This window comes from Polaromonas sp. C04, assembly GCF_002002705.1.
Lineage (GTDB): Bacteria > Pseudomonadota > Gammaproteobacteria > Burkholderiales > Burkholderiaceae_C > Rhodoferax_A.
Genome location: NZ_MUNS01000030.1, coordinates 105,258 through 127,095, shown reverse-complemented (window position 1 = coordinate 127,095; position 21,838 = coordinate 105,258). Strand labels below are relative to the sequence as shown.

The 21,838-nt window shown below is 63.2% G+C and carries 20 protein-coding genes; 6 read left to right on the top strand and 14 right to left on the bottom strand.

Annotation, left to right across the window (positions count from 1 at the left end; genetic code table 11):
- Window positions 1–71: 71 nt before the first annotated feature.
- The 4 genes from B0E49_RS10560 to B0E49_RS10550 form a co-directional block, all read right to left on the bottom strand.
- Window positions 72–1,481, bottom strand: coding sequence for a DUF2130 domain-containing protein (locus tag B0E49_RS10560; protein WP_077562159.1), 1,410 nt, complete (start codon window positions 1,479–1,481; stop codon window positions 72–74).
- Between the two features lie 2 nt (window positions 1,482–1,483).
- Window positions 1,484–3,364 carry an ATP-dependent nuclease gene (locus B0E49_RS10555; protein ID WP_077562158.1) on the bottom strand — a complete coding sequence of 627 codons (1,881 nt, stop codon included), beginning with the start codon at window positions 3,362–3,364 and terminating at the stop codon, window positions 1,484–1,486.
- Between the two features lie 73 nt (window positions 3,365–3,437).
- Complete coding sequence (locus B0E49_RS20165) at window positions 3,438–4,757, bottom strand: AAA family ATPase (RefSeq protein ID WP_144264518.1); 1,320 nt, start codon at window positions 4,755–4,757, stop codon at window positions 3,438–3,440.
- Window positions 4,758–4,832: 75 nt separating this feature from the next.
- Window positions 4,833–6,659, bottom strand: a complete 1,827-nt coding sequence (locus B0E49_RS10550; RefSeq protein WP_174571092.1) for a 3'-5' exonuclease — start codon at window positions 6,657–6,659, stop codon at window positions 4,833–4,835.
- A gap of 317 nt (window positions 6,660–6,976) precedes the next feature.
- Here B0E49_RS10550 and B0E49_RS10545 point away from each other — a divergent pair, with 317 nt between their 5' ends.
- Entirely contained in the window at window positions 6,977–7,897 is a 921-nt protein-coding gene (locus B0E49_RS10545) for a ketopantoate reductase family protein (RefSeq protein ID WP_077562157.1), read from the top strand.
- Between the two features lie 33 nt (window positions 7,898–7,930).
- Here B0E49_RS10545 and B0E49_RS10540 read toward each other — a convergent pair whose 3' ends face one another.
- From B0E49_RS10540 to B0E49_RS10505, 8 genes are all read right to left on the bottom strand, one after another.
- Window positions 7,931–9,211 (bottom strand): MFS transporter, encoded by a 1,281-nt coding sequence (locus B0E49_RS10540; protein ID WP_077562156.1) that lies wholly within the window; start codon window positions 9,209–9,211, stop codon window positions 7,931–7,933.
- Between the two features lie 252 nt (window positions 9,212–9,463).
- Window positions 9,464–10,114, bottom strand: a complete 651-nt coding sequence (locus tag B0E49_RS10535) for a microcompartment protein (RefSeq protein WP_077562155.1) — start codon at window positions 10,112–10,114, stop codon at window positions 9,464–9,466.
- A gap of 36 nt (window positions 10,115–10,150) precedes the next feature.
- Complete coding sequence (locus tag B0E49_RS10530; protein WP_077562154.1) at window positions 10,151–10,429, bottom strand: BMC domain-containing protein; 279 nt, start codon at window positions 10,427–10,429, stop codon at window positions 10,151–10,153.
- Window positions 10,430–10,477: 48 nt separating this feature from the next.
- Window positions 10,478–10,717 (bottom strand): EutN/CcmL family microcompartment protein, encoded by a 240-nt coding sequence (locus B0E49_RS10525; protein WP_077562153.1) that lies wholly within the window; start codon window positions 10,715–10,717, stop codon window positions 10,478–10,480.
- On the bottom strand, window positions 10,714–11,178 hold the full coding sequence (locus B0E49_RS10520) for a hypothetical protein (RefSeq protein ID WP_077562152.1): 465 nt from the start codon (window positions 11,176–11,178) through the stop codon (window positions 10,714–10,716). The genes B0E49_RS10525 and B0E49_RS10520 overlap by 4 nt, the downstream gene beginning before the upstream one ends.
- A complete protein-coding gene (locus B0E49_RS10515; protein ID WP_077562151.1) occupies window positions 11,178–11,786 on the bottom strand; it encodes a BMC domain-containing protein in 609 nt (202 codons plus the stop codon). The genes B0E49_RS10520 and B0E49_RS10515 overlap by 1 nt, the downstream gene beginning before the upstream one ends.
- A complete protein-coding gene (locus B0E49_RS10510; RefSeq protein WP_077562150.1) occupies window positions 11,783–13,252 on the bottom strand; it encodes an aldehyde dehydrogenase family protein in 1,470 nt (489 codons plus the stop codon). Before B0E49_RS10510 ends, B0E49_RS10515 begins: the two co-directional genes overlap by 4 nt.
- A 13-nt stretch (window positions 13,253–13,265) precedes the next feature.
- Window positions 13,266–14,351 (bottom strand): TauD/TfdA dioxygenase family protein, encoded by a 1,086-nt coding sequence (locus B0E49_RS10505; RefSeq protein ID WP_168175033.1) that lies wholly within the window; start codon window positions 14,349–14,351, stop codon window positions 13,266–13,268.
- A gap of 263 nt (window positions 14,352–14,614) precedes the next feature.
- Here B0E49_RS10505 and B0E49_RS10500 point away from each other — a divergent pair, with 263 nt between their 5' ends.
- The gene (locus B0E49_RS10500; protein WP_077562148.1) at window positions 14,615–15,838 is read left to right on the top strand and encodes an MFS transporter; all 1,224 of its coding nucleotides are present in this window, start codon (window positions 14,615–14,617) and stop codon (window positions 15,836–15,838) included.
- Window positions 15,839–15,845: 7 nt separating this feature from the next.
- Here the strand turns inward: B0E49_RS10500 and B0E49_RS10495 are convergent, their stop codons facing one another.
- On the bottom strand, window positions 15,846–16,757 hold the full coding sequence (locus B0E49_RS10495) for a LysR family transcriptional regulator (RefSeq protein ID WP_077562147.1): 912 nt from the start codon (window positions 16,755–16,757) through the stop codon (window positions 15,846–15,848).
- 150 nt (window positions 16,758–16,907) lie between these two features.
- Here B0E49_RS10495 and B0E49_RS10490 point away from each other — a divergent pair, with 150 nt between their 5' ends.
- From B0E49_RS10490 to B0E49_RS10475, 4 genes are read left to right on the top strand one after another with little or no spacing between them, the layout of a single operon-like run.
- Complete coding sequence (locus B0E49_RS10490) at window positions 16,908–17,894, top strand: ABC transporter substrate-binding protein (RefSeq protein WP_077562146.1); 987 nt, start codon at window positions 16,908–16,910, stop codon at window positions 17,892–17,894.
- Between the two features lie 19 nt (window positions 17,895–17,913).
- Entirely contained in the window at window positions 17,914–18,768 is an 855-nt protein-coding gene (locus B0E49_RS10485) for an ABC transporter ATP-binding protein (RefSeq protein WP_077562145.1), read from the top strand.
- The gene (locus B0E49_RS10480; RefSeq protein ID WP_286137920.1) at window positions 18,758–19,540 is read left to right on the top strand and encodes an ABC transporter permease; all 783 of its coding nucleotides are present in this window, start codon (window positions 18,758–18,760) and stop codon (window positions 19,538–19,540) included. Before B0E49_RS10485 ends, B0E49_RS10480 begins: the two co-directional genes overlap by 11 nt.
- Window positions 19,537–20,607 carry a GlxA family transcriptional regulator gene (locus B0E49_RS10475; RefSeq protein WP_077562143.1) on the top strand — a complete coding sequence of 357 codons (1,071 nt, stop codon included), beginning with the start codon at window positions 19,537–19,539 and terminating at the stop codon, window positions 20,605–20,607. Before B0E49_RS10480 ends, B0E49_RS10475 begins: the two co-directional genes overlap by 4 nt.
- A 123-nt stretch (window positions 20,608–20,730) precedes the next feature.
- Here the strand turns inward: B0E49_RS10475 and B0E49_RS10470 are convergent, their stop codons facing one another.
- Window positions 20,731–21,774: a pirin family protein gene (locus B0E49_RS10470; RefSeq protein WP_077562142.1), complete on the bottom strand. Its 1,044-nt coding sequence runs from the start codon at window positions 21,772–21,774 to the stop codon at window positions 20,731–20,733.
- Between the last annotated feature and the right edge of the window lie 64 nt (window positions 21,775–21,838).

The following is a 21,838-nucleotide window of genomic DNA, read 5'->3' as shown; positions in this document are numbered from 1 at the left end:
TTCAAGCCTATGCGCAACGAACTGGCCAAACGGACGCCAACGGCGTGCGACCGTTCATGCCGTGACCTGAATCATTCTGCATCTAAGGGATCGGGAGTCTTGAGCTCGGCGAACTTGGCTGCCATCGTCGGGTTGCCCCGCGTCAGTTTCTTGATCGTCACATCCTGCGCCTTGTCGTTTGCAAGACGAAGGTTCCGATCAGTACCGAGCAGGGCGTCCTTCGTTTTCTGCAAGTGGTCGATCGACTTGTCGATCTCCTCGATTGCCTTTTTGAAGCTATTGGATGCAAGGTCGTAGTTCCGTGCGAATGCGGTCTTGAATGTCTCGAGGTTGGTTTCAAAGTTCGTGATATCGATGTTCTGCGCCTTAACAAGCGCAAGCTCCGACTTGTACTTGAGCGAGTTCATCGCTGCATTCCGCAGCAGCGTGATGATGGGAAGAAAGAACTGGGGCCGGACGATGTACATCTTGGGGTGGCGGTGGAACATGTCGACAATTCCGGTGTTGTAGAGCTCGCTATCGGGCTCAAGCAGCGATACCAGCACGGCATACTCGCAGCCCTTTTCGGTGCGATCCTTGTCGAGCTCCTTCAGGAAGTCCTCGTTCTTGTTTTTCGTCGCAGTGCGATCGCTCTCGTTCTTCATTTCGAACATGATCGAGACAATCTCGGTGCTCGCCTCATCCGAGTCACGGAAAATGTAGTCCCCCTTGCTGCCCGTCCGAGCGTCATTGTCCTTCTCGAAATAGGCCCTGGGAAACGCGGTTGCTCGAATGCGGTTGAACTCGGTCTCGCAGTGCTGCTCCAGGGTTTCACCAACCATCTTGGTCGACAGACGAGCTTTCAGGTCCCGAAGGCGCTCTATTGTGTCCTCGCGATCCCTGATCTGCGTCTCATACTTGTCTTTGAGCGACTTTTCGGCGAGCTGATTCTCAAGCTCCGCGCGCTCGAGGCCACTCTTCAGTTCCTCGCGCTCCTTCTCGACCGCACCAACTGCCTCGGTCACAGCGAGTTTCTGCGCAACCTCTTTGGCACTGAGCTCGGCCTTTAAGCCCTGGATTTCCGCGTCCTTCATAGCAGCGGCCTTCTGCAGTTCGTTCAAGAGCCTTGCCGCGGCCAGTTCGGAAGCGGCTTGCTTGTCACGTCTCGCCTGCTCAAGTTCGTTCGCGAGTGTGTCACGCTCTTTTTCCACGGCGCTTAGGGCCTCGGTCACAGCGAGCTTCCGCGTGACCTCACCGGCGTCGAGTCTGGCCTTCAGTTCCTGTATCTCGGAGTCCTTGGCCACGGCCGCCTTCTGCATTTCGCTGGCGACCTTCGCCTGGGCAAGCTCGACGGCGTTCTGCTTGTCTCGCTCGGCCAGCTCAAGCCGCTCGTGCAACTGCTGCTCAAACTCGCCGTCGCGAACCTGTTTGATGATGTCCGCATACCCGGCCTCGTCAATTTTGAATGCTTTCCCGCAGTGCGGGCAGATGATTTCATGCATGATTACTTACCCTCCGCCTTGGCCAGAATCTGCATGAGCATATCCGGCACCGTTCCCTCGGCCTTGAGTGTTGCCGTCCGGTACGCAAATTGATTCTTCGCGAGACTGATGCCTGCGGCAGCTTCGACGTTGTTGCAGGCTGTGATCCATTCGGTCCAGTTTGTCGAAAGGAAGGCCTCAAGGTGATCATCAAAGATCGCTACCTCGCCAGCCACGATGGCAGATGGAAAGTCCTCTTCAGGTCGACCAAAGTACTTCAGCAGCGCGCGATTCGCTTTCACGTGACCGCCACGTTCTTCATCAATCTTCTCTTGCGCTTTCCTCTTGGCCATTGCACGCGCTTCAAACCCGCCATCCGCATCGAAGAGTACATAGACCGGGATACCGATTGACGTCAGGATTGCGTGTGCGAGGGGGATCGATGTCTTGCCTCCCACGGGGACGATGGAAACGCCAGCGGCCTCGAGTGATCCGAGTGAAGTCTTGTCGCCAATACCGTAGAACACTGACGACTCTGTTGTGCCTTCCACGAGGAAGGTGCGGTGCGCGAAAAGCGCCACGGCAAGCTGATTCGCCACCATGCCGTCAAGCTGGCGATCAACTGTATCGGCGTTGAGAACCCCGTTCAACTTGGCTTTTACCCCTGCGATCGTGGCAAGGTGGACAGTGACCACAGGTGTCTCGTCAGACGACCTCGTCAGTCGCCTGACTTGGTCGAAATGTCGCGCCTCAAGGAAGTAAGGGCTATGAGTCGCATAGGTTACTTGGATGCGCTTTCCGGTGTTTTCGGCTAGCGATCGGAGCACCTTTGCGAACGCCTGCGCCTGGATCGGGTGCTGAAAGAGCTCCGGCTCCTCGATCGCCAGGCAGATGACGCCCTCTGCTGAAGCCGCGCCCGATTGCGCCAAGAGCTGCAGAGCCGAGATCAGAAGTGTGCGCTGAAAACCATGCCCCTGCCGTTCCACAGCAGTCTCGGTTTTGCCATCTAGCACGGCCACGTCGAATGTCGTGCGAGGAGCCTTGAGTTCCACCTCGGCAGGGGAAACTGTGACAACGCGACCAGGCGAGTAAGACTTAACGACCTCGTTGAGCTGCGTCGTTATGGTCTCAAGCTGCCCCTTAAATTTCTCCTCGTAGACTTTCTGCTGCTTTTCGCGCGACTCTTCGACGATCTTCGCAATCTCCTCATCTGCAGCAGCGCGATCGACTGAACGCTCAAGGATTCGGCCGATGATGCTAGACTTCCCGTCCATCGACTCCTCGCTTGCCCGGAGGTCGGCAGTGACCAGGACGAAGTCGAAAAGGCCACTCATCTTTCCGCCGCTGTTGAAGCCGAAGAAGTTGGTCTGCAGAGACTCAGGCGCTTCGACGAGTTGTTCGGTATGCCCTGCCTCCCACGCCGTCATTGCTTGGTTGGCCGCGTCGGAATTACTCCAGGCCGTGAGACCAATCGATGGATCTGCGGTTCGCAGTTCGTTGTAGGCGGCCTTCTTCTCGGCAGCCGATCCCTTACTGCGGATGCCATTGAACGGTGCATAACTCTTCGAGTTAGCTGATAGGGTTTCAGCCCCGCTCGGGCTGCGAAGCTTCCATGCTGTAAAAGTCGCGACTCCTGCTGGAGCGTATTTCCCAAGCTCATTTCGATCCTTTTCGGTAAGGTCAGCGAATGTGACTTGGACCTCGACGTCTTCGTCAACAGCACCGAAGGAGCAGTCCTTTTCCGTCAGCGAGCCAGGCTTTCCGTTGAAGAACCAGTCGAGTGCACGAAGCACTGTAGATTTGCCGGCGCCGTTCGGACCGATGAATGTGGTGACGGAATCGAAGGGGATCTTCACGTCTTTCAATGTACGAAAGTTCTTGATACGAACGGATTGGATATTCATTGTTGGTTCTCCCTCCCTGTGCATCTCGCCTCAGTGCGAGCGCGCGAGAAGCTGACTACTGTGACGTTAACAGTCAGTGACTGCTTGGTGAAATCTCTTTAGAGATCGTTACAACGGGCGTTGTTTTGCCAGCAGACCTTAACGCAGCAAGGCTGTCTTTAGCCATTTGTGTCACTGATGCGGTGAAATCAGGGACCAATGCAGCAGCTTTTTTGATGAGACCGGATGATGCTAGCTCGTGCCATGGGCTCCCATGAGTCGTTGTCTCTACCAAACGAAGGGGCTGCTCATCAAGCCGGCTCAACGCCGATGAAAACAGCCTTGAAACGAACTCCTCGTCAATGTTTGCGGCCTCACGTCGGTACCCCTCATACGCTCTGGATACTGATGCTTTGAATGCGTAATCTTCAGCAAGTCGAAACCGCTGTCCGATCTGCTTGGTGGCCAGCCATGAGAACCAGACTGTTGCACCTACAGACAAGAGCGCCAGAACAAGGTCTATGAAGGCGCCGGTCGGATTCGAACCGGGCTGTTTTATTATTTCTGAAAAATTACGCAGCTGGGTCGAACCAATCCAAGATCCAAGGCCAAGGGCGACAACAAGACCCGCGACCCAAACCCACATGGATTTTGCCAATGCCCCGGACCGCTCTGTGAATGCTGCAGCCAAGCCATGACTCGTTGATGCGGCATACGCGGAATCGCAACGCGCAACGATATCTTCCGCTTCCTTGACCCGTGCCGATAAGGTGGCTTTGTCGGCATCAGCAGCGGTGGTAAATACGCCGACCTTACCCCTGTCCAGAGTGACGGCTGCCAACGACTCACTAATAGTCTTGCGAGCTTCCCTCAGCGCCTGAAGATCAACGGGTAGCTGGTCCGCCGCCGCGTTCGCTTTTTCAATCCGATCGACCATCTCAGCGAGAGATGTGGATCGAGGCTCCAAATCGGCGATTCGGGCTTCGAGTGCACGCAAACGAGTCGCCGCTGTCTTGGCGTTGGCGCGCTCTTGCGCAATTGCTTCTGTCAGACCCTCGCTTTCTGGCAGCGTTTTTTCGATAGCATCCCTTAAGGCTTGAATTGTGATCATGAAAGCAGGAACGGCCTGTGCCGCATTTCCACTCCATAACTGGGGCACTGTATTTGCCCGTAAGAAATTCAATCTGCGTGGATAGTCGGCAATTAACGCCTCATTCGAAGTTAGTTGATCAGTTCCACGGTCGGCAATTAAGGACAACAAACGGTCAACAGCTTCCACTAGTTCGTCTCGAGTAGTCCCAGGAATATTCCAACCGCCGTGAGCGACGCTGAAGGGTTCATTGCTTCTGATAACTTTTAACGACACAACTAGTTGTGCTAACTCCTCATTAACAAGCATTAGTGTTGGATGCATTTTTCGTTTCCTCTCTTGGTTCCACCAATCAGATTTTCTCTGTCGTTGCAGACTTCCCCGCAATCTCCTCTATCCCTAGATGGCGCGCGCATGAAGCTTGGCGCCAAACCCTCTATCCCCGCTAACCCCAATCACCAGCCGATGCGTAGCCCTTGTCGCCGCTACATAAAACACCCGTGCCGCCTCTTGTTCATCTTCACCCTCCGCAGGCATATGCCCCACACCGGGCAGCGCCACCACGGGGAACTCCAGACCCTTGCTGACCTTCATGGTCATGACCTTGACCGTGTCACTGGCCGGGTCGAAGTCGCCTGTCCCTATGCGCATTTGCACGGGAATCTTGCGCTGGTGCAGCACCTTGGCACATAGGTCGCGCGTGTGGCGATCTGTGCACAGGATGGCCATGTCGCCCCAAGCGTGGCCCTCGCCGTAGGCATTGCTCAGTTGGTCAGCAATGGCTAATGCCTCTTCGCGCAAGCTGGGCAGTTTGATGAGGATGGGCGCTTCGCCATCGCGTCCGCAACTGATCGGCTTGAGCAGCGGAATGCCGTCATCGTCCTTGTCGTCGGCCGTCAGCAAATCAGCCGCAATCAGGCTGGCGGTTTGCAGGATCTGTTTGGTGTTGCGGTAGTTGATCTTCAAGATCGTCGTGCGGCCTTGCGCTTGCACGCCGACACTCTTGAAGCTGAACTGCTTGGAACGCGAGCGTTCGTAAATGCTCTGCGCGTCGTCGTACAGCAGCAGCAAGCTGTTGGTGGTTGGGTCCACCATTTGCGTGACGAGCCGGAGCCACTCGGGCGCGAAGTCGTGGCCTTCGTCGATCAGGATGGCCTGGTACTGGCCTGACGGGATCTGCTTGCGGTCCACGCCGTGAATGACGCGTTGAACCAGCTCGGCAACGTACTGATCGCGCCCGACCTGCCCCGGTAGTGTTTGGCCGTACGTGACCAATTGATCGCGGCACCATTTGTGAAAGTGGCGCGCGTGCACCTTGTCGCCAAGGCCCTTGGCCTGCATCACCGATTCGAGCTTGACCGCCAGCGGCTCGTTGTAGCAAAGGATCAGGATGGGTTTGGACGCGGGCGTGTTGGCCTTGGCCAGGTATTCGGCGCGGTAGCCGAGGATCATGGTCTTGCCCGAGCCGGCCACGCCGTGAATCACGCGGTGGCCGTCGCCCAGGGACCGCGCGAGTTGCTCCTGCTGCAGGTCCATCACGCGCATGATGCTGGGCAGTTCGGCATCGACGTCGCTATCGTCAAACAGCGCGCCTTGCGTTTGCACGCGCACTTCCGGGAACAGAATCCAGCGCACGCGATCAAGCTGCGGCAGCGACATGACGCCGCGCATCAGGTACGGAAACATGTCCCACAGGCGGCTTTGCAGGTCTTCGGCGCCCACCTTCTCCAGCATCTCGTCACTGCAAATCACCTGATGCGGCTCGATGACCTGATCCAGCTGGCCCTCTGTGAACTGCTTGCGCGTCATGTTGGGAAACACGACGCCATAGCTCCAGGGAAATGCGAGATTGCCCTGATGGTCGCCGCCTGGCTGCACCAGTTGCGGGTCGCGCTTGAGGGCATCCACCACGGCATGCGCATACTGCCGTGCCTGCTCCGCCGGGTTCGGCTGGGTCTTGAGCGTGCCGTCAATAAAGACTTGCCAGCTTTGCTTGTTGGCCTGCTGGATGGTTTTGGGGCTCCAGTCCTTGACTTCCAGAATCAGCAGGCCACGGCGCGGGTGCATCACGACAAAGTCGGGATGCAGATGCCGGGGGCCAATCGGCACGTCGTACCAGAGCAGGTAATCGTCGTCGAGCTTTTGTTCAAGGCGCTCGGCAAGCCGTCGCTCGCCGCCGGTCATGCGCGAAACGCAGGTACCGATCGAAGGAATAAGGGTCGCCATCCGGGAGTCACTAACCTGTTAACACTTTGCAACAATCATCCTCGCATTGAATGGTTGGCTCGGCCATTGTGGTTATGCCTGTGCAGTACGCCAAAGGTACTCAATTGCACAGACCATTTATGTGACTTATTCACCAAAGCCGATGGCGGGCTTCCATGGACGTGCCGGTGTTCATTCGCTGGAGCGCTTGGGTTTTCATCATCAAAACACCGTCTGGCCCATACAGGTTATGCGCGAGCAGCTACGAATACTGTAGCGTGACGCGCTGACCTGCCTTGCCGGCGTACCATTGCCCAAACATCAAAAGGAGAAATGGAATGCGCATCGCTATCATGGGTTCTGGAGGAGTCGGCGCCTACGTCGGCGCGCGGCTGCAGGCCGCGGGGGAAGACGTCGCCTTCATCGCGCGCGGCGCCCATCTGCAGGCGCTGCAGAAAAGCGGCTTGCGAATTGAAACCCCTGAGCATGCGCTTCACCTGGAGCGCGTCACGGCCACCGACGATCCCTCCAGCATCGGGCCGGTGGACCTCGTGATCTTTGCCGTCAAGCTGTGGGACACCGAGGCCGCCGCGCGCGCCATGGCGCCGCTGCTCGGGCCGCAAACGCGCGTCGTGACGCTGCAAAACGGCATCGACAGCGTCGGGCTGATCTCGGGCGCGTTGCCCGGCGCGCGGGTGCTGGGCGGGGTGATCTACGTCTCGGCCGTGATCGAGAGCCCCGGCGTCATCCGCAGCCCGGGCGGCATGCACCGCATCGTGGTGGATGCGGCCGGCGGCGACCCGGTGATTGCCGCGTTTTGCGCGGCCTGCGAGCGGGCCACCGCGCTGGAGGCCACGGCCCTTGATGCCATCGGCGTCGCGATCTGGGAGAAGTTCGTCACGCTGGCCGCCATCGCCGGCGCCACGTCGCTGCTGCGCGCACGCATGGGGCAAATCATGGGCCACCCCGAGACGCGCATCTTCCAGCGCCAGCTGATCGACGAAGGCGTTGCGGTGGGGCGCGCCGCGGGCCAGTTGCTGCGCGCCGATCTGGCCGATGACGTCATGAGCCGGCTGACTTCGCTGCCGGGCTCGTTCCGCTCCTCCATGTCTGAGGACCTGGAGCGCGGCAAGCCGCTGGAGTTGCAATGGCTGTCGGGCCGCGTGCATGGCCTGGGGCTGCAGCACGGCGTACCGACGCCGGCGCACAGCGCCGTGTACCGCGCACTGGTGCTGTACGAGCACGGCACGCCGGTGTGACGGCTGGCCCCGAGCGCACACGGTCAGCGCGCTTCAGTCCCGCCTGGCCGGCCCCGGCAACACCACGAACGCCAGCGCGCCCGCGGCCACGATCGCGGCAATGCTGCCCAGCACGGCGGCATAGGGCTCGATGCCATGCGCCGTGGCCAGCGTGGCCACGAAGCCGGTGAACCATTGCATGAGCGCCACGCCCATGAACATGGCCATGGTAAACAGCGCCATGGCGCGCCCGGTCAGCGCGGCGGGGTAGGCAGCGCGCACATCGGCGTACTGCAGCACCATGAAACCCGAAAGCAGGCCGATCACGATCGGATCGATCACATCGATGACGGCGCTGTGCGTCACCACGAAGATCGCGAACAGGCCCGCCATCAGCAGCGTGAAGCCGACGATCCAGCGACGGCGATGCGCCGGGCCGGGGTCGAACCGGCCGAACAGCGGCGGCCCGAACATGGACGAAAACGACATCGCCAGCGCCACATTGCCACTTTGCACCAGCGAGAAGCCATGGCGCTGGATCAGCATCGGCCCCAGCCACAGGCCGCGCAGCGCAATGAACGATGCATAGCCCACGCTGGCCAGCAGCAAGATGCCCCAGGTGTGCGGCAGCATGAAGAGCGCGCCAAATTTCCTGATCGCCTGGCCCACCGTTTCGCGCTGCGGGGCTGCACCGCCCACATGCAGCGCGGGAGTCGACGGCTCATGCACCAGGGCGTAGATCAGCAGCCACGACAGCACGGAAAATGCGCCCAGTGCCCAGTAGCCGCCGCGCCAGGACGTGGCCTGGATCAGCCACGCCAGCGGCGTGCCGGTAATCAGCATGCCGATGCCGCCGAGCCCCAGCACCATGCCGGACACGGCCGCAAAGCGCAGCGGCGGCAGGTGCCGCGCGATGAACACGGTGCAGACCAGGAACGTGGGCGCGCAACCCACGCCGATGAGGATCTGGCCCAGCACCAGCATGGCGTAGTTATGCGCCATGGCCGAGACCACCGCCCCAATAATTGCCAGCGGGAATGCCGCCAGCACGGTGCGGCGCACGCCGTGCAGGTCAATGCCAATCCCCATGAATAACTGCATGCCGGCGAATGCGAAGTGATAGCACGCGGCAAACAGGCCCAGCGCCTCCTCGTCCAGATGAAAGTCGCCCTGCACCGAAACGGCCATCAGCGCGATCACGGTGCGGTAGGCCTGGCTCAGCGCAAACGCCGTGGTCAGCGCCAGCAGCATGGGCCAGATCGGGACGTCGATTGACGCGTGGGGTGGCGCGGTGGCCAAGGGCGAGCGGGGCAGTGGCGCAGCGGTAGGTTTCATGGCGGTGTCAGCGCCCAAGCGTACACCGGCTTGGCCCGCGGCTCACCCTGCGGCTGGCGCCGGCTTGCCCGGCAACCTGTTTCTTAAGCAAAAAGGCCCCGCAGCCCTTGCGTGGCCTGCACAATCAGCTATGAAAACTATAGTCTCTCGCCAGTGCACCGCGTGCACCGGCGTTACGGCCGTTCCTCGCGCCCGCTGTTGGCCAGTTCCAGCGCCGCCGTCATGCGTGAGCCGATTCGATAACCCGGACCCCTAACGGCTCTTCTCCGTGCGCGACGCCCGACCCGGAATCTTTGCCAGCTTCGCCTGGATGTGCTTTGCCGCTGCCAGCACATCTTCGTGTGACCCCGAGAGGTAAAGCCGTCCCGTGGCCCCGATCATCCGGAGATCGATCAGGCGGATGCCAGGCACCGCCTTTTCCGCCTCATTCGCCGCGTACGAAGCAAACAGTGCCGGCACCAGCTCAAGCAGAAGCACGCTCTCGCCGGGCAGCACCATGGATGCCTGCTTGTTGCGATTGATGATGACGGCGTGGCGGTCGGTGATGTCCTCGACGACGTCCATCACCAGGATTTCCGGTTTGAGCTGGTCCTCGGCGCGCACGCCCAGCGATGCCAGGATCGCCTCGCCGGCACGGGCCAGATCTGCGGGCTGGTCGGCGTGGACCTCCAGCACGCCGAACTGCCGTTCGACGACCAGCAGGCCCGGCTCCAGTTCGGGCGCCGCCTTCAGCGCCGTGTCGGTCACGCGCTCGATGGCCAGGCCCGGTGCGATCTCGAGAATCAGCGAGCTCATGCCTTCCAGCGGAACGTAGCCGCGCCCGCCCGTGGGCGAACTCAGGTAGGCGGCAAACTGCCGCTCCAGGCGTTCGAGGATCAGATAAACGCGTAGTTCGTTTTGCATATCGGCTTTCGCAACGCCCCCCGGGCGGCAGGGCGTTTACTTCTTGGCGGCTTCGAAATACTTGAGCACGTCGGCGTGCGGCCGTGGAATCACATGGCAGGACTTGACTTCACCCACATGCCGCGCCGCCTCGGCGCCCGCGTCGGTGGCGGCCTTGACGGCCCCGACGTCGCCGGTCACGGTAATCGCCACCAGCCCCGCCCCCACCTGCTCGCGGCCCACCAGGGTCACGTTCGCCGCCTTCACCATGGCGTCCGCTGCAGCGTAAGCCGCCACGTAGCCAACCGTCTCGATCAATCCAACTGCCTGGGACATGTCATCTCTCCTGTTAAAAAAACTACGATCAAAAATGAGGGGGGCGGCCTAGCGCTCGCCGCTGGGATCGATGATCCCGACCACCATGGCGTCCACCGGACTACCGCAGTAATGCGCCGCCACCGAACCCTGGATCACGAGGGCTTCGTCACCGATGCCCACACCGAATCCGTCGAGCGCGACCAGAGAGCCGCCGCCATCCATCTCCAGGCGCACCAGGGCGCCCGGCGGCAGCAGTTCATGTCGTTTGGTGGCCCAGATGCGACCGGTCACAGTACCTGTTTTCATTCGCTGCGCTCCATTCGTATACCCGCCGTCCTGGCGTAATCGCGCGCCGCCGGCGTGATGACGGCGCCGCGCCTCAAGCTCACAACCTGGCCGCGGGCGTGCTGGCGCCGCAAGACAGCCTCGGTAATCACCGATTCATCGATCGTCATGGGCAAGCCGGCTTGCGGCGCGCCATTTCCGGGCGCGGCCATGGCCACAGGCATGGGCGCAGCCGCAGGCTCGGGCGCCAGCAATTTCAGGTCCAGCGCAATCGCCCCACTCACGAAACGTTCGCGCAAGGCATCGCTCGTACACAGCAACTTGAACCAGCGAACAAGTTCGGCCAGGTCCGCATCGCTGCGAATGGTGAGCGGCAACCGCACCGATGGCGCCGGCGCCGGGGGAGCGCGGCGTGTCTGCATAAAGCCGCGCACCGCTTCGCCGACGAGGCTTTCGAACTCTGGGGAGCGCGGCGTGCTCATCATCGCGCCTCCGGCGTCAGCGCCGCGATCGCGGCCTCGCTGGCCGCGCGCACGGCGGACTCGGTTCCGCTCACGTACAGGCGCCCGCTCGCTCCCATGAAGCGGCAGTCCACCAGCGTGATGTCAGCCGCCTTCTCGGCCTCGTTCGCGGCCAGCAGCGCGCCGGCCGCGGGCGTGGTTTCCAGCAGAAAGAGCGACTGTCCCGGCAGCAGCATCGAGCCAGACTTGTTGCGGTTGACCAGGAAGGAATGCAGGCTGTCGACACGATCGATCTGCCGCGAGGCCAGGATCTGCCGCTGCGGGAGCTCGGGCGATGACAGCCCCAGGGCCTGAAGAACCGCCGCCCCCGCCGCTTTCACCGAAGCTGCGTGGCGCGCATGGAACTCGAGGTAGCCGAACTGCCGCTCCACCATGAGCACGCCGGGCTTCACGTCGATCTCTTTGAGCACGATATCGGTCAGCCATTCGACGTCCAACCCGGGCGCGATCTCGATGATCATTGCCGCATCGTTGGCACGTGGCAGGAAACCGCGCACCATGCTGCCGAGATAGCACATGGTCTGGGGCTGCAGGCGGTCCAGGAAGTCGAAAGAGCGCAATGTGGTCATGGGGTAGTCCGGGATTCGAGGGCCAAGGCCAGGATGGCCCGGACGGTGTCGCGAATGTGCTCGTCGTGCGCATCGCCGGTGCGCTGCGACGGCGATGCTTCGCTGCGAGGCGCGGCCGCGCCGGTGGGGAAGGCGATCTTTTTCCAGTTGATGAGATGCTCGGGACCCACGTTCTCGGCGATGGAGCTGCGGCCCGCGAAGCCCGTGCCGATGGTGAAAGTGGGAGCCAGACCGGTGCCGGCGCCGATCACGCCCATGGACGTGCCCTTGTTCACGACCGTGCGGTTCACGTCCAGCGTGCCACCCCACAAGGCGATGGTTTCGAGGTCTTCCGCGAAGATGCCCGATGTGTGCCCCGCACCCGAGACGGCCAGCATGGCGCGCGCCTCGCGGATTGCGTGCTCGCGATCGTCCACGCGCTTGAACCCAAGAATGGGAGAGAGCTTTTCCTTGGCCATTGACGAGGCGCGCGAGACTTCGTTCAGCGTGCCGACCAGCACCGTCGCGTGGCCCGCACCGGACAGACCCGCCTGCTGCGCAATCCACGCGGCCGCGCGCCCCACGATCTTCGGATTCAGGCGACCCTCTGGGAAGGCGAATGCCTCCAGGCGCTGCTGCTGCTCGGCGTTGCAATAAAAGGCGCCCGCGCGCTTCATCTTGTCGGTGAAGTCAGCCTCGACATTGCGGTGCACGAACACCGCCGAGGGGGTAGAGCAGGCCGAGCCGTAGTCGAAGGTCTTGGCGGCCATCGTCTCGTCCACAGCGAGTCCAAGGTCGGCGCTCGCGTCCACGTACACCGGGACGTTGCCTGGCCCCACGCCCAGTGAAGGCGTGCCAGAGCTGTAGGCGGCCCGCACCATGGGGGTGCCACCAGTGGCGAGGATCAGGTTCACGCCACGGTTGCGCATCATCGCGTGCGTGGCGTCCAGCGTCGGCGTCTTCTGGATCTGGATGGCGTCAGCAGGGGCGCCGGCCTCGCGCGCCACCTCGCGCAGGTACTCCGCCGCGTCGATGGAGCAATGCAGCGCCAGCGGATGCGGGCTCAGGATGATGGCGTTGCGCGACATCAGGCAGGACAGCACCTTGAAATACAGGGTAGCGATCGGGCTGGTCGACGCAACCAGGCCCATCACCACCCCCGCAGGCCGGCCGACCAGCAGCATCTTGCGTTCTTCATCCACGCGCATGCCGCCCAGCACGGTGTTTTGGTAAAAGGCCATGAGATCGCGGCTGGCGAGCAGGTTCTTGAACACCTTGTCCTGCACGCGGCCAATGCCCGTCTCTTCGACGGCCAGGCGCGCATAGTGCTCGGCGCGGTCTTCGCAAGCGCGGCAGACCCGCTCGGCGATGCGCCAGGCCTCGGCTGGCTCAAGGCGCGCCAGGGCCTGCGCGGCAGGCAGCGCGCGGGCCACCAGGGTGCGCGTCTCCTGCAGGGCGGCCAGGTCGTCGTCAAAGGTTTCGTTCACGAGGCGGCCCTCTTCAGACGTTTGCGCTGCGGCGAGCGATGTCGGCCAGGTCGAGCGAGCTGATCGCCTCGAAGACGGCCTTCACGGCTCGGCGCTCGGTGTCCGACAGGCGCTGCATGCGCGAATCGTCCAGCATGCCCATGCCTGGTTGCGGTTGCGGGCGTGCGCCGTTGCCTTGCATGGACTCCTGCAGCGTGGGCCGCATCGCAGTCATCATCGACGCCTCGCCGAAATCGGCGATCGGTGCGGGGCGCGAGGCCTCTGGGCGTGCATTCAGGCGAACCTTCGTCGGCTCACAAGTCACCCGGTGCATGCGCCGGTTGTGCCCCGCATAGTCGAACACCGCGTAATGCTGCGTCGCCATGTTGTCCCAGATCGCGATGGAGTCCTGCTCCCAGCGGAAACGCACCTGGAAGTCGGGCTTCATCACCCACTCATGCAGCAACTTGAGCAGGTTCTCGCCATACCGGTCGATGAGATTGGTGAAGCGCTTGGTCCAGATCGAATTCACGAACAGGCACAGCTTGCCCGTCACTGGATGATTGATCACAGCAGGATGGATATAGGGCGGGTTGCTCGCATCGAGCCGGCGCGCCTCGCCGGTGTAGCCCATCCTGCGAAAGGCGTAGGAGATGTCGTGCTCCGCATCGAGCTCCAGCAGCATCTTCTTCATCGGCTCGTCCAGCGCCTCGTAGGCCGTGTTCATGCACGCCCACAGTGTGTCGCCGCCCTCGGGAGGAATCTCCACGGCGCGCAGGATGGACACTGCATTGGGCTTTTCCCGGAACGTGCAATCCGCGTGCCAGCGGTCGGTATCGGGAGACTTCTTGCCGGTGTTGGCGATGGTCTGGATCTCGGGGTGGCCATCCACGTGCGGAAAAAACTCGTGCCTCTCCATCTCGCCGAACGCGCGGCCCAGCGCCAGGTGTGCTTGCGGCGTCAGCGGCTGCTTGCGAAAGAAGATCGCCTTGTTTTCCCAGAGAGCGTTGCGGATCTCGTCATAGACCGCGGGGTTCTTCACCGCATTCAGGTCCACGCCGGAGATGAGCGCGCCGATGGTGGGCGTCATCCGTGTCACTTCAATGTGTCGAAACTTCATTGCATTGCTTCCTTTTGCTGTGCCTCGCATCGCAGCGAAGCGCCTTGGATTGAAACAATTCTGCGCGGAGCAGGGCAAGCGGCGTTAGTGGCTATTGCGACACCGTGTTGCGTTCTCCCGAGAGAGACGCGGCGCGATGAGGGCATGGCGAAAGGGATGCATGCACAGGGGCATTTGCGCCATGGCGCAGGGCCGACCCGTGCCGCGCGAGCCTTCGGTCTGCGAGAGTCGATGCATCCCTTTACACCACCAAGGCATTTCCCATGCAACGCACTCCGCTGCCCTCGATCGAAACCGCCTATGGCTGGTGGCTCGCGGCCCTGACGTTGCTGATCGCCTCCATCGGATTCGGCGCGGCGACCTGCGTGCCCATCCTGCTCAAGCCTCTGTCGCGGGAGTTGGGCGCGAGCACGGCGGCGCTGGCCCTGGCCCACACCTTCATGCTGATAGGTGCGGGGTTCGGCGGCCTGGTGTTCGGCCGCATGCATGATCGCTTCGGCTTTTTCCCGCTGGCAGTGGTCGGCTCGCTGGCCACGGCCTCGGGTCTTGTTGCCGCATCGTTCTCGCAAAGCATTGGCGGCTTGTATCTGGCCTTCGGTCTGTTGGTGGGTGCGTGCGGCCAGGGCATCTTTTTTGGCCCTCTGACGGCGGCGCTCAGTCAGTGGTTCGATCGCCGTCGGCCACTGGCCATCGCCATCGCGGCCACCGGCCAAAGCGTGGGCGGTCTGCTGTTTCCGCCCCTGCTGCGCATCGCCGCGCGCGACCATGGCTGGCGCGCTACGCTGCTCGGCTTCGGTGTCGTAGGCGGGGTGCTGCTGCTTGCCTGCGCCTTCGCGTTCCGCAGGGCGCCGCCAGCCAGCGCGCAACGGCACCAATCCAGCACGCAGGAGTGCGAGTCCATTGGCGGCCAGACACGCGGTCACCGCGGGCCGAACGGCCTGTTGGCGAATCTGGGCATTTGTCTGGGCCTGTCCAGCGTGGCCACCTTTCTGGTGATGGGCCACATCACCGCCGCCGGCGAAGAATTGGGTGCCACGCCGGCTGCCGCAGCGGCGCTGCTTTCCGTCATGCTGGGCGCCAGCCTTGCCACGCGCCTGGGCGTGGCGCAACTGAGCCTGCGACTGGGCCGCTATCGCGTGCTGGTCGCCGCATCAATGCTGCATGTGCTTGGCCTGCTCTGGCTGTCATTCAGCGGCGGCTATGCGGCCACGGCAATCGGCGTCGCACTGATCGGACTGGGCTTCGGCGCCTACCTGCCCGGCTATGCCGTGCTCGCACGCGAACTGTTTCCCGTGAGCCAGGCCGGCAGGCGTATCGCCGAGATTTATTTCCTGGCCTTCATCGCCGCCGGCGCCGGCACCTGGGCCGGCGGAGTTCTGCGCGATCACTCGGGAGACTATGGCCTCGCCTTTTGCGCCGCCGCGCTGGCAGGTGCAGCCGGCCTGGCGGGCTTGCTCGCGCAATGGCGCACACTGAAGAAGGTGTGAGCGGCCGTCAGCCGAGGCGACCCTTTGCCCGTACCGCGCCGAAACGCTCGCTCACCAGTTCAATCAACAGGTTGCCCGCCGGCCCCAGCGTGCGCCCTTTTGTATGCATGATGCAGGGGTGGGCATAGCGGTCGAACGGCATCGGCATGCGCAGCGCCACCAGCGCATCACGATCGCCCAGATCGTCGACCACCAGCTGCGGCACCAGCGCGATCAACTGCGTGTTTTCCGCCAGCTCCAGCAAGACCCGCATGTCGTCGCAAGTGACCGTGGGGAACTCCGCCAAACCCTGGCCCCTGATCATCTGCAGCAGTTCGCCGGGCAGCGTCGGCGATCCGGTCGAGCGGTCTTTCAGGTCGGCCAGCGACAGCCGCCCCGGCCGCCGCGCGAGCTCATTGTCGCGGCTGGCGACCACCGCGATCAGCTGTTTGGGCAACTTGATGATGGCCACATTTTCCAGCTCGGTCTGGTAGCGCGAATCGCCGACCACGAGGTCCAGCCGGTCCTGCTTGAGCAACTCGAGCAACAGGCCCGAGTTGGCGATCTCGATGCGCACACGCAGCTTCGGGTAGCGCGACACCATGTCGCGCATCACAGGCCCCAGGGCTGTCACTGCCGCGAAGGGGCCGAAGCCGATGCCGATCTCGCCTTCCTCCAGGCCCTTGATGCGCCGCACCGACTCTTCCAGCGCGCGGGCCTCGGCTGTCATCCGGCGGATATGGTCGACGATGGGCTTGCTGTAGGCGGTGGGCACGATGCGGCCGTAGGCGCGGTCCAGCAGCGGAATTCCCAGCTCGTCTTCCAGGGATTTCAGGCTGCGGCTCAAGGCTGGCTGCGACAGGTGCACCGCCTCGGATGCCTTGCGAAAGCTGCGGTTTTCCACCACGGCCAGGAAGTGGGCAAACTTGCGCAGGTTCATGGTGAAACATTCGTAGTTGACCTGTGCCTAATTTTGCAGACATTGCATATAAATGCAAGAAAAAATGCAATAGACGCATAAATAATCCATCCATACACTGGCGCCACGCCGGTCGAGCATTTGAACCAGCGATATATATAGGAGACATTGATGACGCGTTCACTTCCACGCTGGCTGCTGGCCACCGCAATCACCCTCGCCACCTGCACCGCCGCACAGGCCCAGGCACCCACCATTCGCATCCAGGACTACCCCGGCGTCATCGGCACGCTGGCGCGCGTGGCTGTCGAAAAGGGCTACTGCGCGAAGAACGGCATCCAGTGCACGCTCACCACCATCCCCGCCGCGCCGCTCGGCGTGCAGACGTTGATGGCCGGCGGCATCGAAGTCGCGCTGGCGCCTTCGGAAGTGGCGATCCAGTCGGTGGCCAGGGGTGCGGATCTCAAGATCGTGGGCGGCACGTTCAATGTCAACCCCTTCATGCTGATCGTCGGCCCGGGTCTGCTCGCCAGCGCCGACAAGGGCTACCCCGCGATCATGCAGGACCTCAAGGGCAAGAAGATTGGTGTCACGTCGCGCGGCGCCGGGCCGGAATTCCAAATCAAGACCATGCTGCGGTCGGCCGGACTGAAGGAGGATGACGTCACCTTCGTCGCGGTCGGTTCGCCCAATACCGGTTACCCCGCGCTGCTGAACAAGCAGGTGGATGCCGTGATGAGCTTCGTGCCCTTCGATGGCTTTTGCGACGTGCTCAAGACTTGCCGCATTTCCGTCTTTCCCGCCAAGGGCGAGGGGCCCAAGGTGCTGACCGACCTGAACGGTGCGGGCGGCCTTTACGTGATGCGGCGCGACTACACGGAAAAGAGCCCAGTCGCCGTTGCGGCCTTCGTCAAGGCGCTGCACGAGGCCGAGCGATTCACCGCGGACCCGGCCAACGGAGCCGAGCTGCTGCAGATCACGCTGAAGCACTACCGCATCGACATGCCCAAGGGCGACGAAATTCTCAAGAGTTCGCTCGAGCGCTTCCGCCCCAACATGGTCGTGGCCGTGAAGAAGGAGGCCGTGCAGGCCGCAGCCGACTACCTGCAGCAGACGGGGCAGCTTGAAAAGACCTTCGACGCCGCCCGCCTGTTCTGAGCGCAGCAGGAATCCCCTTATGGCTAAAGTCCATCCCATTTCGCGTTTCCCCGCCGCCTACGGCTCCGCGGCGCCCGCAGCAGGCGCGGAGTCACCCGTGCCAAGAACCGCCATCGCAGTGCACAAGCTCGAACTCGCCTTCGGCGAGCGCAAGGTGATCGACGGCGTGTCCCTCGACATTCCCGAAGGCCAATTCCTGTCCATCGTCGGTCCGAGCGGCTGCGGCAAGACCACCCTCCTCAACCTGCTGGCTGGCCTGATCGACGCGCCTTACCTGGGCACGCTGCGGCTGGGCGGCGCGGCGCCGCGGCTGGGCGACGAGCGCATTGCCTACATGCTGGCGCGCGACTCGCTGCTGCCCTGGCGCACCGCACTGGAGAACGCCAGCTACGGCATGCAAATCCGCGGCGTGCCGCCCCAGGCGCGCGAAGCCCGCGCACGCGATTTGCTCAAGCGCGTGGGTCTGGCCGGATTCGAGAACACTTACCCCAAGCACCTCTCGCACGGCATGCGCCAGCGCTGTGCCCTGGCCCGCACTTTCGCGCTCGACGCGCCTTTCCTGCTGATGGACGAACCCTTTGGCGCGTTGGACGCACAGACCAAGCTGCAATTGGAGGAACTGCTGGTCGAGTTGTGGCAGCAGGAGCGGCGAACCGTCGTCTTCATCACCCACGACCTGGCCGAGGCCATCGCCATCTCTGACCGTGTGGTCGTGATGGGCGCGCGCCCCGGCCGCATCGTGGCCGACCTGCCGATCGATCTGCCGCGCCCGCGCAGCGTGCGCGAGCTGCAGAAGGAACCGCATTTCCACGAGCTCTACGCCAAGATCTGGCAAACCCTGGAACAAGGATGGAGGCACTCCGATGACGAATGAAATCAAACGGTCGGCTGGCCCGAGAATGCTCACCGGTGTGGTCCAGCACGGTTGCCTGCTGGCCGTGCTGCTCGGGCTGTGGGAATACGCTGCGCGCAACGGCAAGGTCGACCCCTCCTTCTTCGGCCAGCCCTCCGGCATCGCGCAGTTCCTGTGGTCCAACGTGGTGGTGTCGCCCAAGCTCTGGATAGAACTCGGCTGGACTTTGCTGGGCACCTTCGCGTCCTTCGTGCTGGGCAGCATCGCGGCCTTGTTGACGGGGCTGCTGTTCGTCTCGATGCCGCGCGTGGAGCGCTTCGTCGATCCCTACCTGTCGGCCATCAACGCCATGCCACGCATTGCGCTGGCGCCGCTGTTCATCCTGTGGTTCGGGCTGGGCGTGTCCTCCAAGATTGCGATCGGCTTCTCGCTGGTCTTTTTCATCGTGCTGTCCAGCACGGTGGCCGGCATGCGGGGTCTGAACCAGGACCACCTGACCCTCACGCGCACGCTGGGCGCGAAGCCGTTCCAGATGTTCGTCTTTGTCACCCTGCCGGGGGCGGTGCCGGTGATCTTCTCCGGCCTGCGATTGGGGCTGATCTACGCGATGCTGGGCGTGGTCGGCGGCGAGATCATCGCCGCCGAACACGGGTTGGGCCAGACCTTGGCCTATCTCGGCTCCACCTTCAACATGAATGGCGTGATGGGTGTGCTGCTGGTGCTGTCGCTGCTGGGCATGGGCGTGATCTGGTTGATGACCGCCCTCGAGAGGCGCCTGCTGCGCTGGCAATGAAGTCGGCCGTTGCACCCGCGGGCCGCCGCGTCCGGGTGGCCATCCTGGCACCCGAGCATGCCCTGGGCTGGACCATCATGGGCCCGGCCGACATGCTCCACAGCGCGGGCACGCTGTGGGCCTCGCTGCAGGGCGAACCGGATGCGGTAAACCGTTTCGAAGTGGCCATCGTGGGCCGCTCGAGTCAGCCCGTGGTCTGCTTCCGGGGCCTGCGGCTGATGCCGGATATCCTGCTCGGCGATGCCGGCTACGAGCCCGATGTCATCATCGTGCCGGCGCTGTTCGAAGAATCGGTGCGCTTCGGGCGTTCGGGCTGGTCCACGCCCTGGCGCCCCTTCGTCGAATGGATCAAGGCGCGGCACGCGCGCGGCGCCTTCGTGGCGGCGATTTCCACCGGCGTCGCCTTGCTGGCGGAGACCGCGCTGCTGGACGGCCACAGGGCGACCACGCACTGGGCGATGATGGAAGCCATGGCAACCAACTACCGCCGCATCGAATTCGTGCACCAGAACGGCTTGCAGTCCGCCGGGCCAGGCTCCCGGCTGGTGACCACCGCGGCGGGCACCGCCTGGCAATCCCTTGTGCTGCTGCTGGTCGCGAGGTTCGCCGGCGCGCAGCAGTCGATCGAACTGGCGCGCCTGTTCTCGACCCAATCCCTGGCCGACCAGGGCAGGCGTGGCTGTCCCGGTTTTGTGCCCCCCAGCGACCACGGCGACGCCCAGGTGCTGCGCGCCCAGCGCGCCATCGCCGGCAATTTCGAGCATGCCGATGCGCTGGCGGATGCAATGGAAAAGGCGGCCATGACGCGCCGTACCTTCGAACGCCGCTTCCGGGCAGCGACCGGCTATTCGCCACTCGCTTACCTGCAGGAAGTGCGCATGCAGCGCGCCCGGCATCTGCTGGATTCCACCGTGCACGGCGTGGACGAGGTCGCGGGCTTCGTGGGCTACGGCGACGTGGCGCACTTCCGCAGCCTGTTCACGAGAATGTCCGGCATGACACCCAGCCAGTACCGCGAGGCCTTCGGGATGGGGGGCATGCTGGAGATGGCGCAGGAGGTGTTGTAGCACGCAATATCGCGTTGCCAGCACATTTTGTTTTCGAAAAAAGTCCTTGCAGCCCTTATGTGGCCTGCACAATCAGCTATGAAAACTGTAGTCCCTCGCCGGTGCACGGCGCGCGCGCAGGCGTTACGGCCGTTCCTCGCGCCCGCCGGGGTGTTTCGCAAAGCGCGCCGGATCGCGCCCATGCACCGGGGCGTCGTCGGCAAACGACCAGCCGCCGAACTGTGTGCGGCGGTAGTCGTCCATGGTCTGCGCAATCTCGGCCTGGGTGTTCATCACAAACGGGCCGTACTGCACCACCGGCTCGCCAATCGGGCGGCCCTGCAGCAGCAGCAACTCCGCGATCTCGCCGCCGCTGTTGACCAGTTCGACCGCCGCATCGGCACGCACCTCGATGGCCGCGTGGCTCGCCACCGCCTGGCCCGCCACGGTGATGGACGCGCCCTTGAAGAAGTACAGGCTGCGCCGCGTGCCCTCACCGCTCGCGGCGGGCACGGTCCAGCGCGCGCCGGGCGCCATGCGCAGGGTCCAGATCGCCACGTCGGCATCGGCCTGCGCGGCCCAGGAGTCGGGCGGCGGCGCCAGCGGGTCCGCCACGGCGGCGCCCGCGTCCGGGTCCTGCAGCCGGCCCGCGATCACGGCGACCTCGGTCGTGCGGCCTTCGGCGTCTTTCGCGATCAGGCGCGGAATGTCCTGCGACCAGAACATGGTGAAGTGCGGGTCGGCCATTTTGCTGCGGGCGGGCAGGTTCAGCCAGATCTGGAACAGCTCCAGCGGATTGGGCTGGTCCTGCTCCAGCAGCGGAAACATTTCGGAATGCACCACGCCGCGGCCGGCCGTGAGCCACTGCACATCGCCCCGGCCAAAGCGCGCGGTGGCGCCGAGCGAGTCGGAATGGTCGATCAGGCCCTTGCGCACGATCGTCACGGTCTCGAAGCCGCGGTGCGGGTGCGGCGGAAAGCCCGGCACCGTGCTGCCGTGGTACATGCTCCAGCCGTCCTTGCGGCTGAAGTCCTGCCCGATGTCGCGCCCCGCCAGCGACGCAGCCGGCCCCATCTGCGCATTGGCGCGCGGGTAGGCGTCGTCGTGGTAGACGCAAAACAGGAAGGGGTCGATGGTTTCCCACGGGAAACCCAGCGGCTTGAGGTGCAGGATGGGGCTGGCGGACATGACGAGGGCGCTTTCTTGGCAGGAGGTTCGCAAAGAATACAGATGCGGTTGTTTCGCGTCTTTT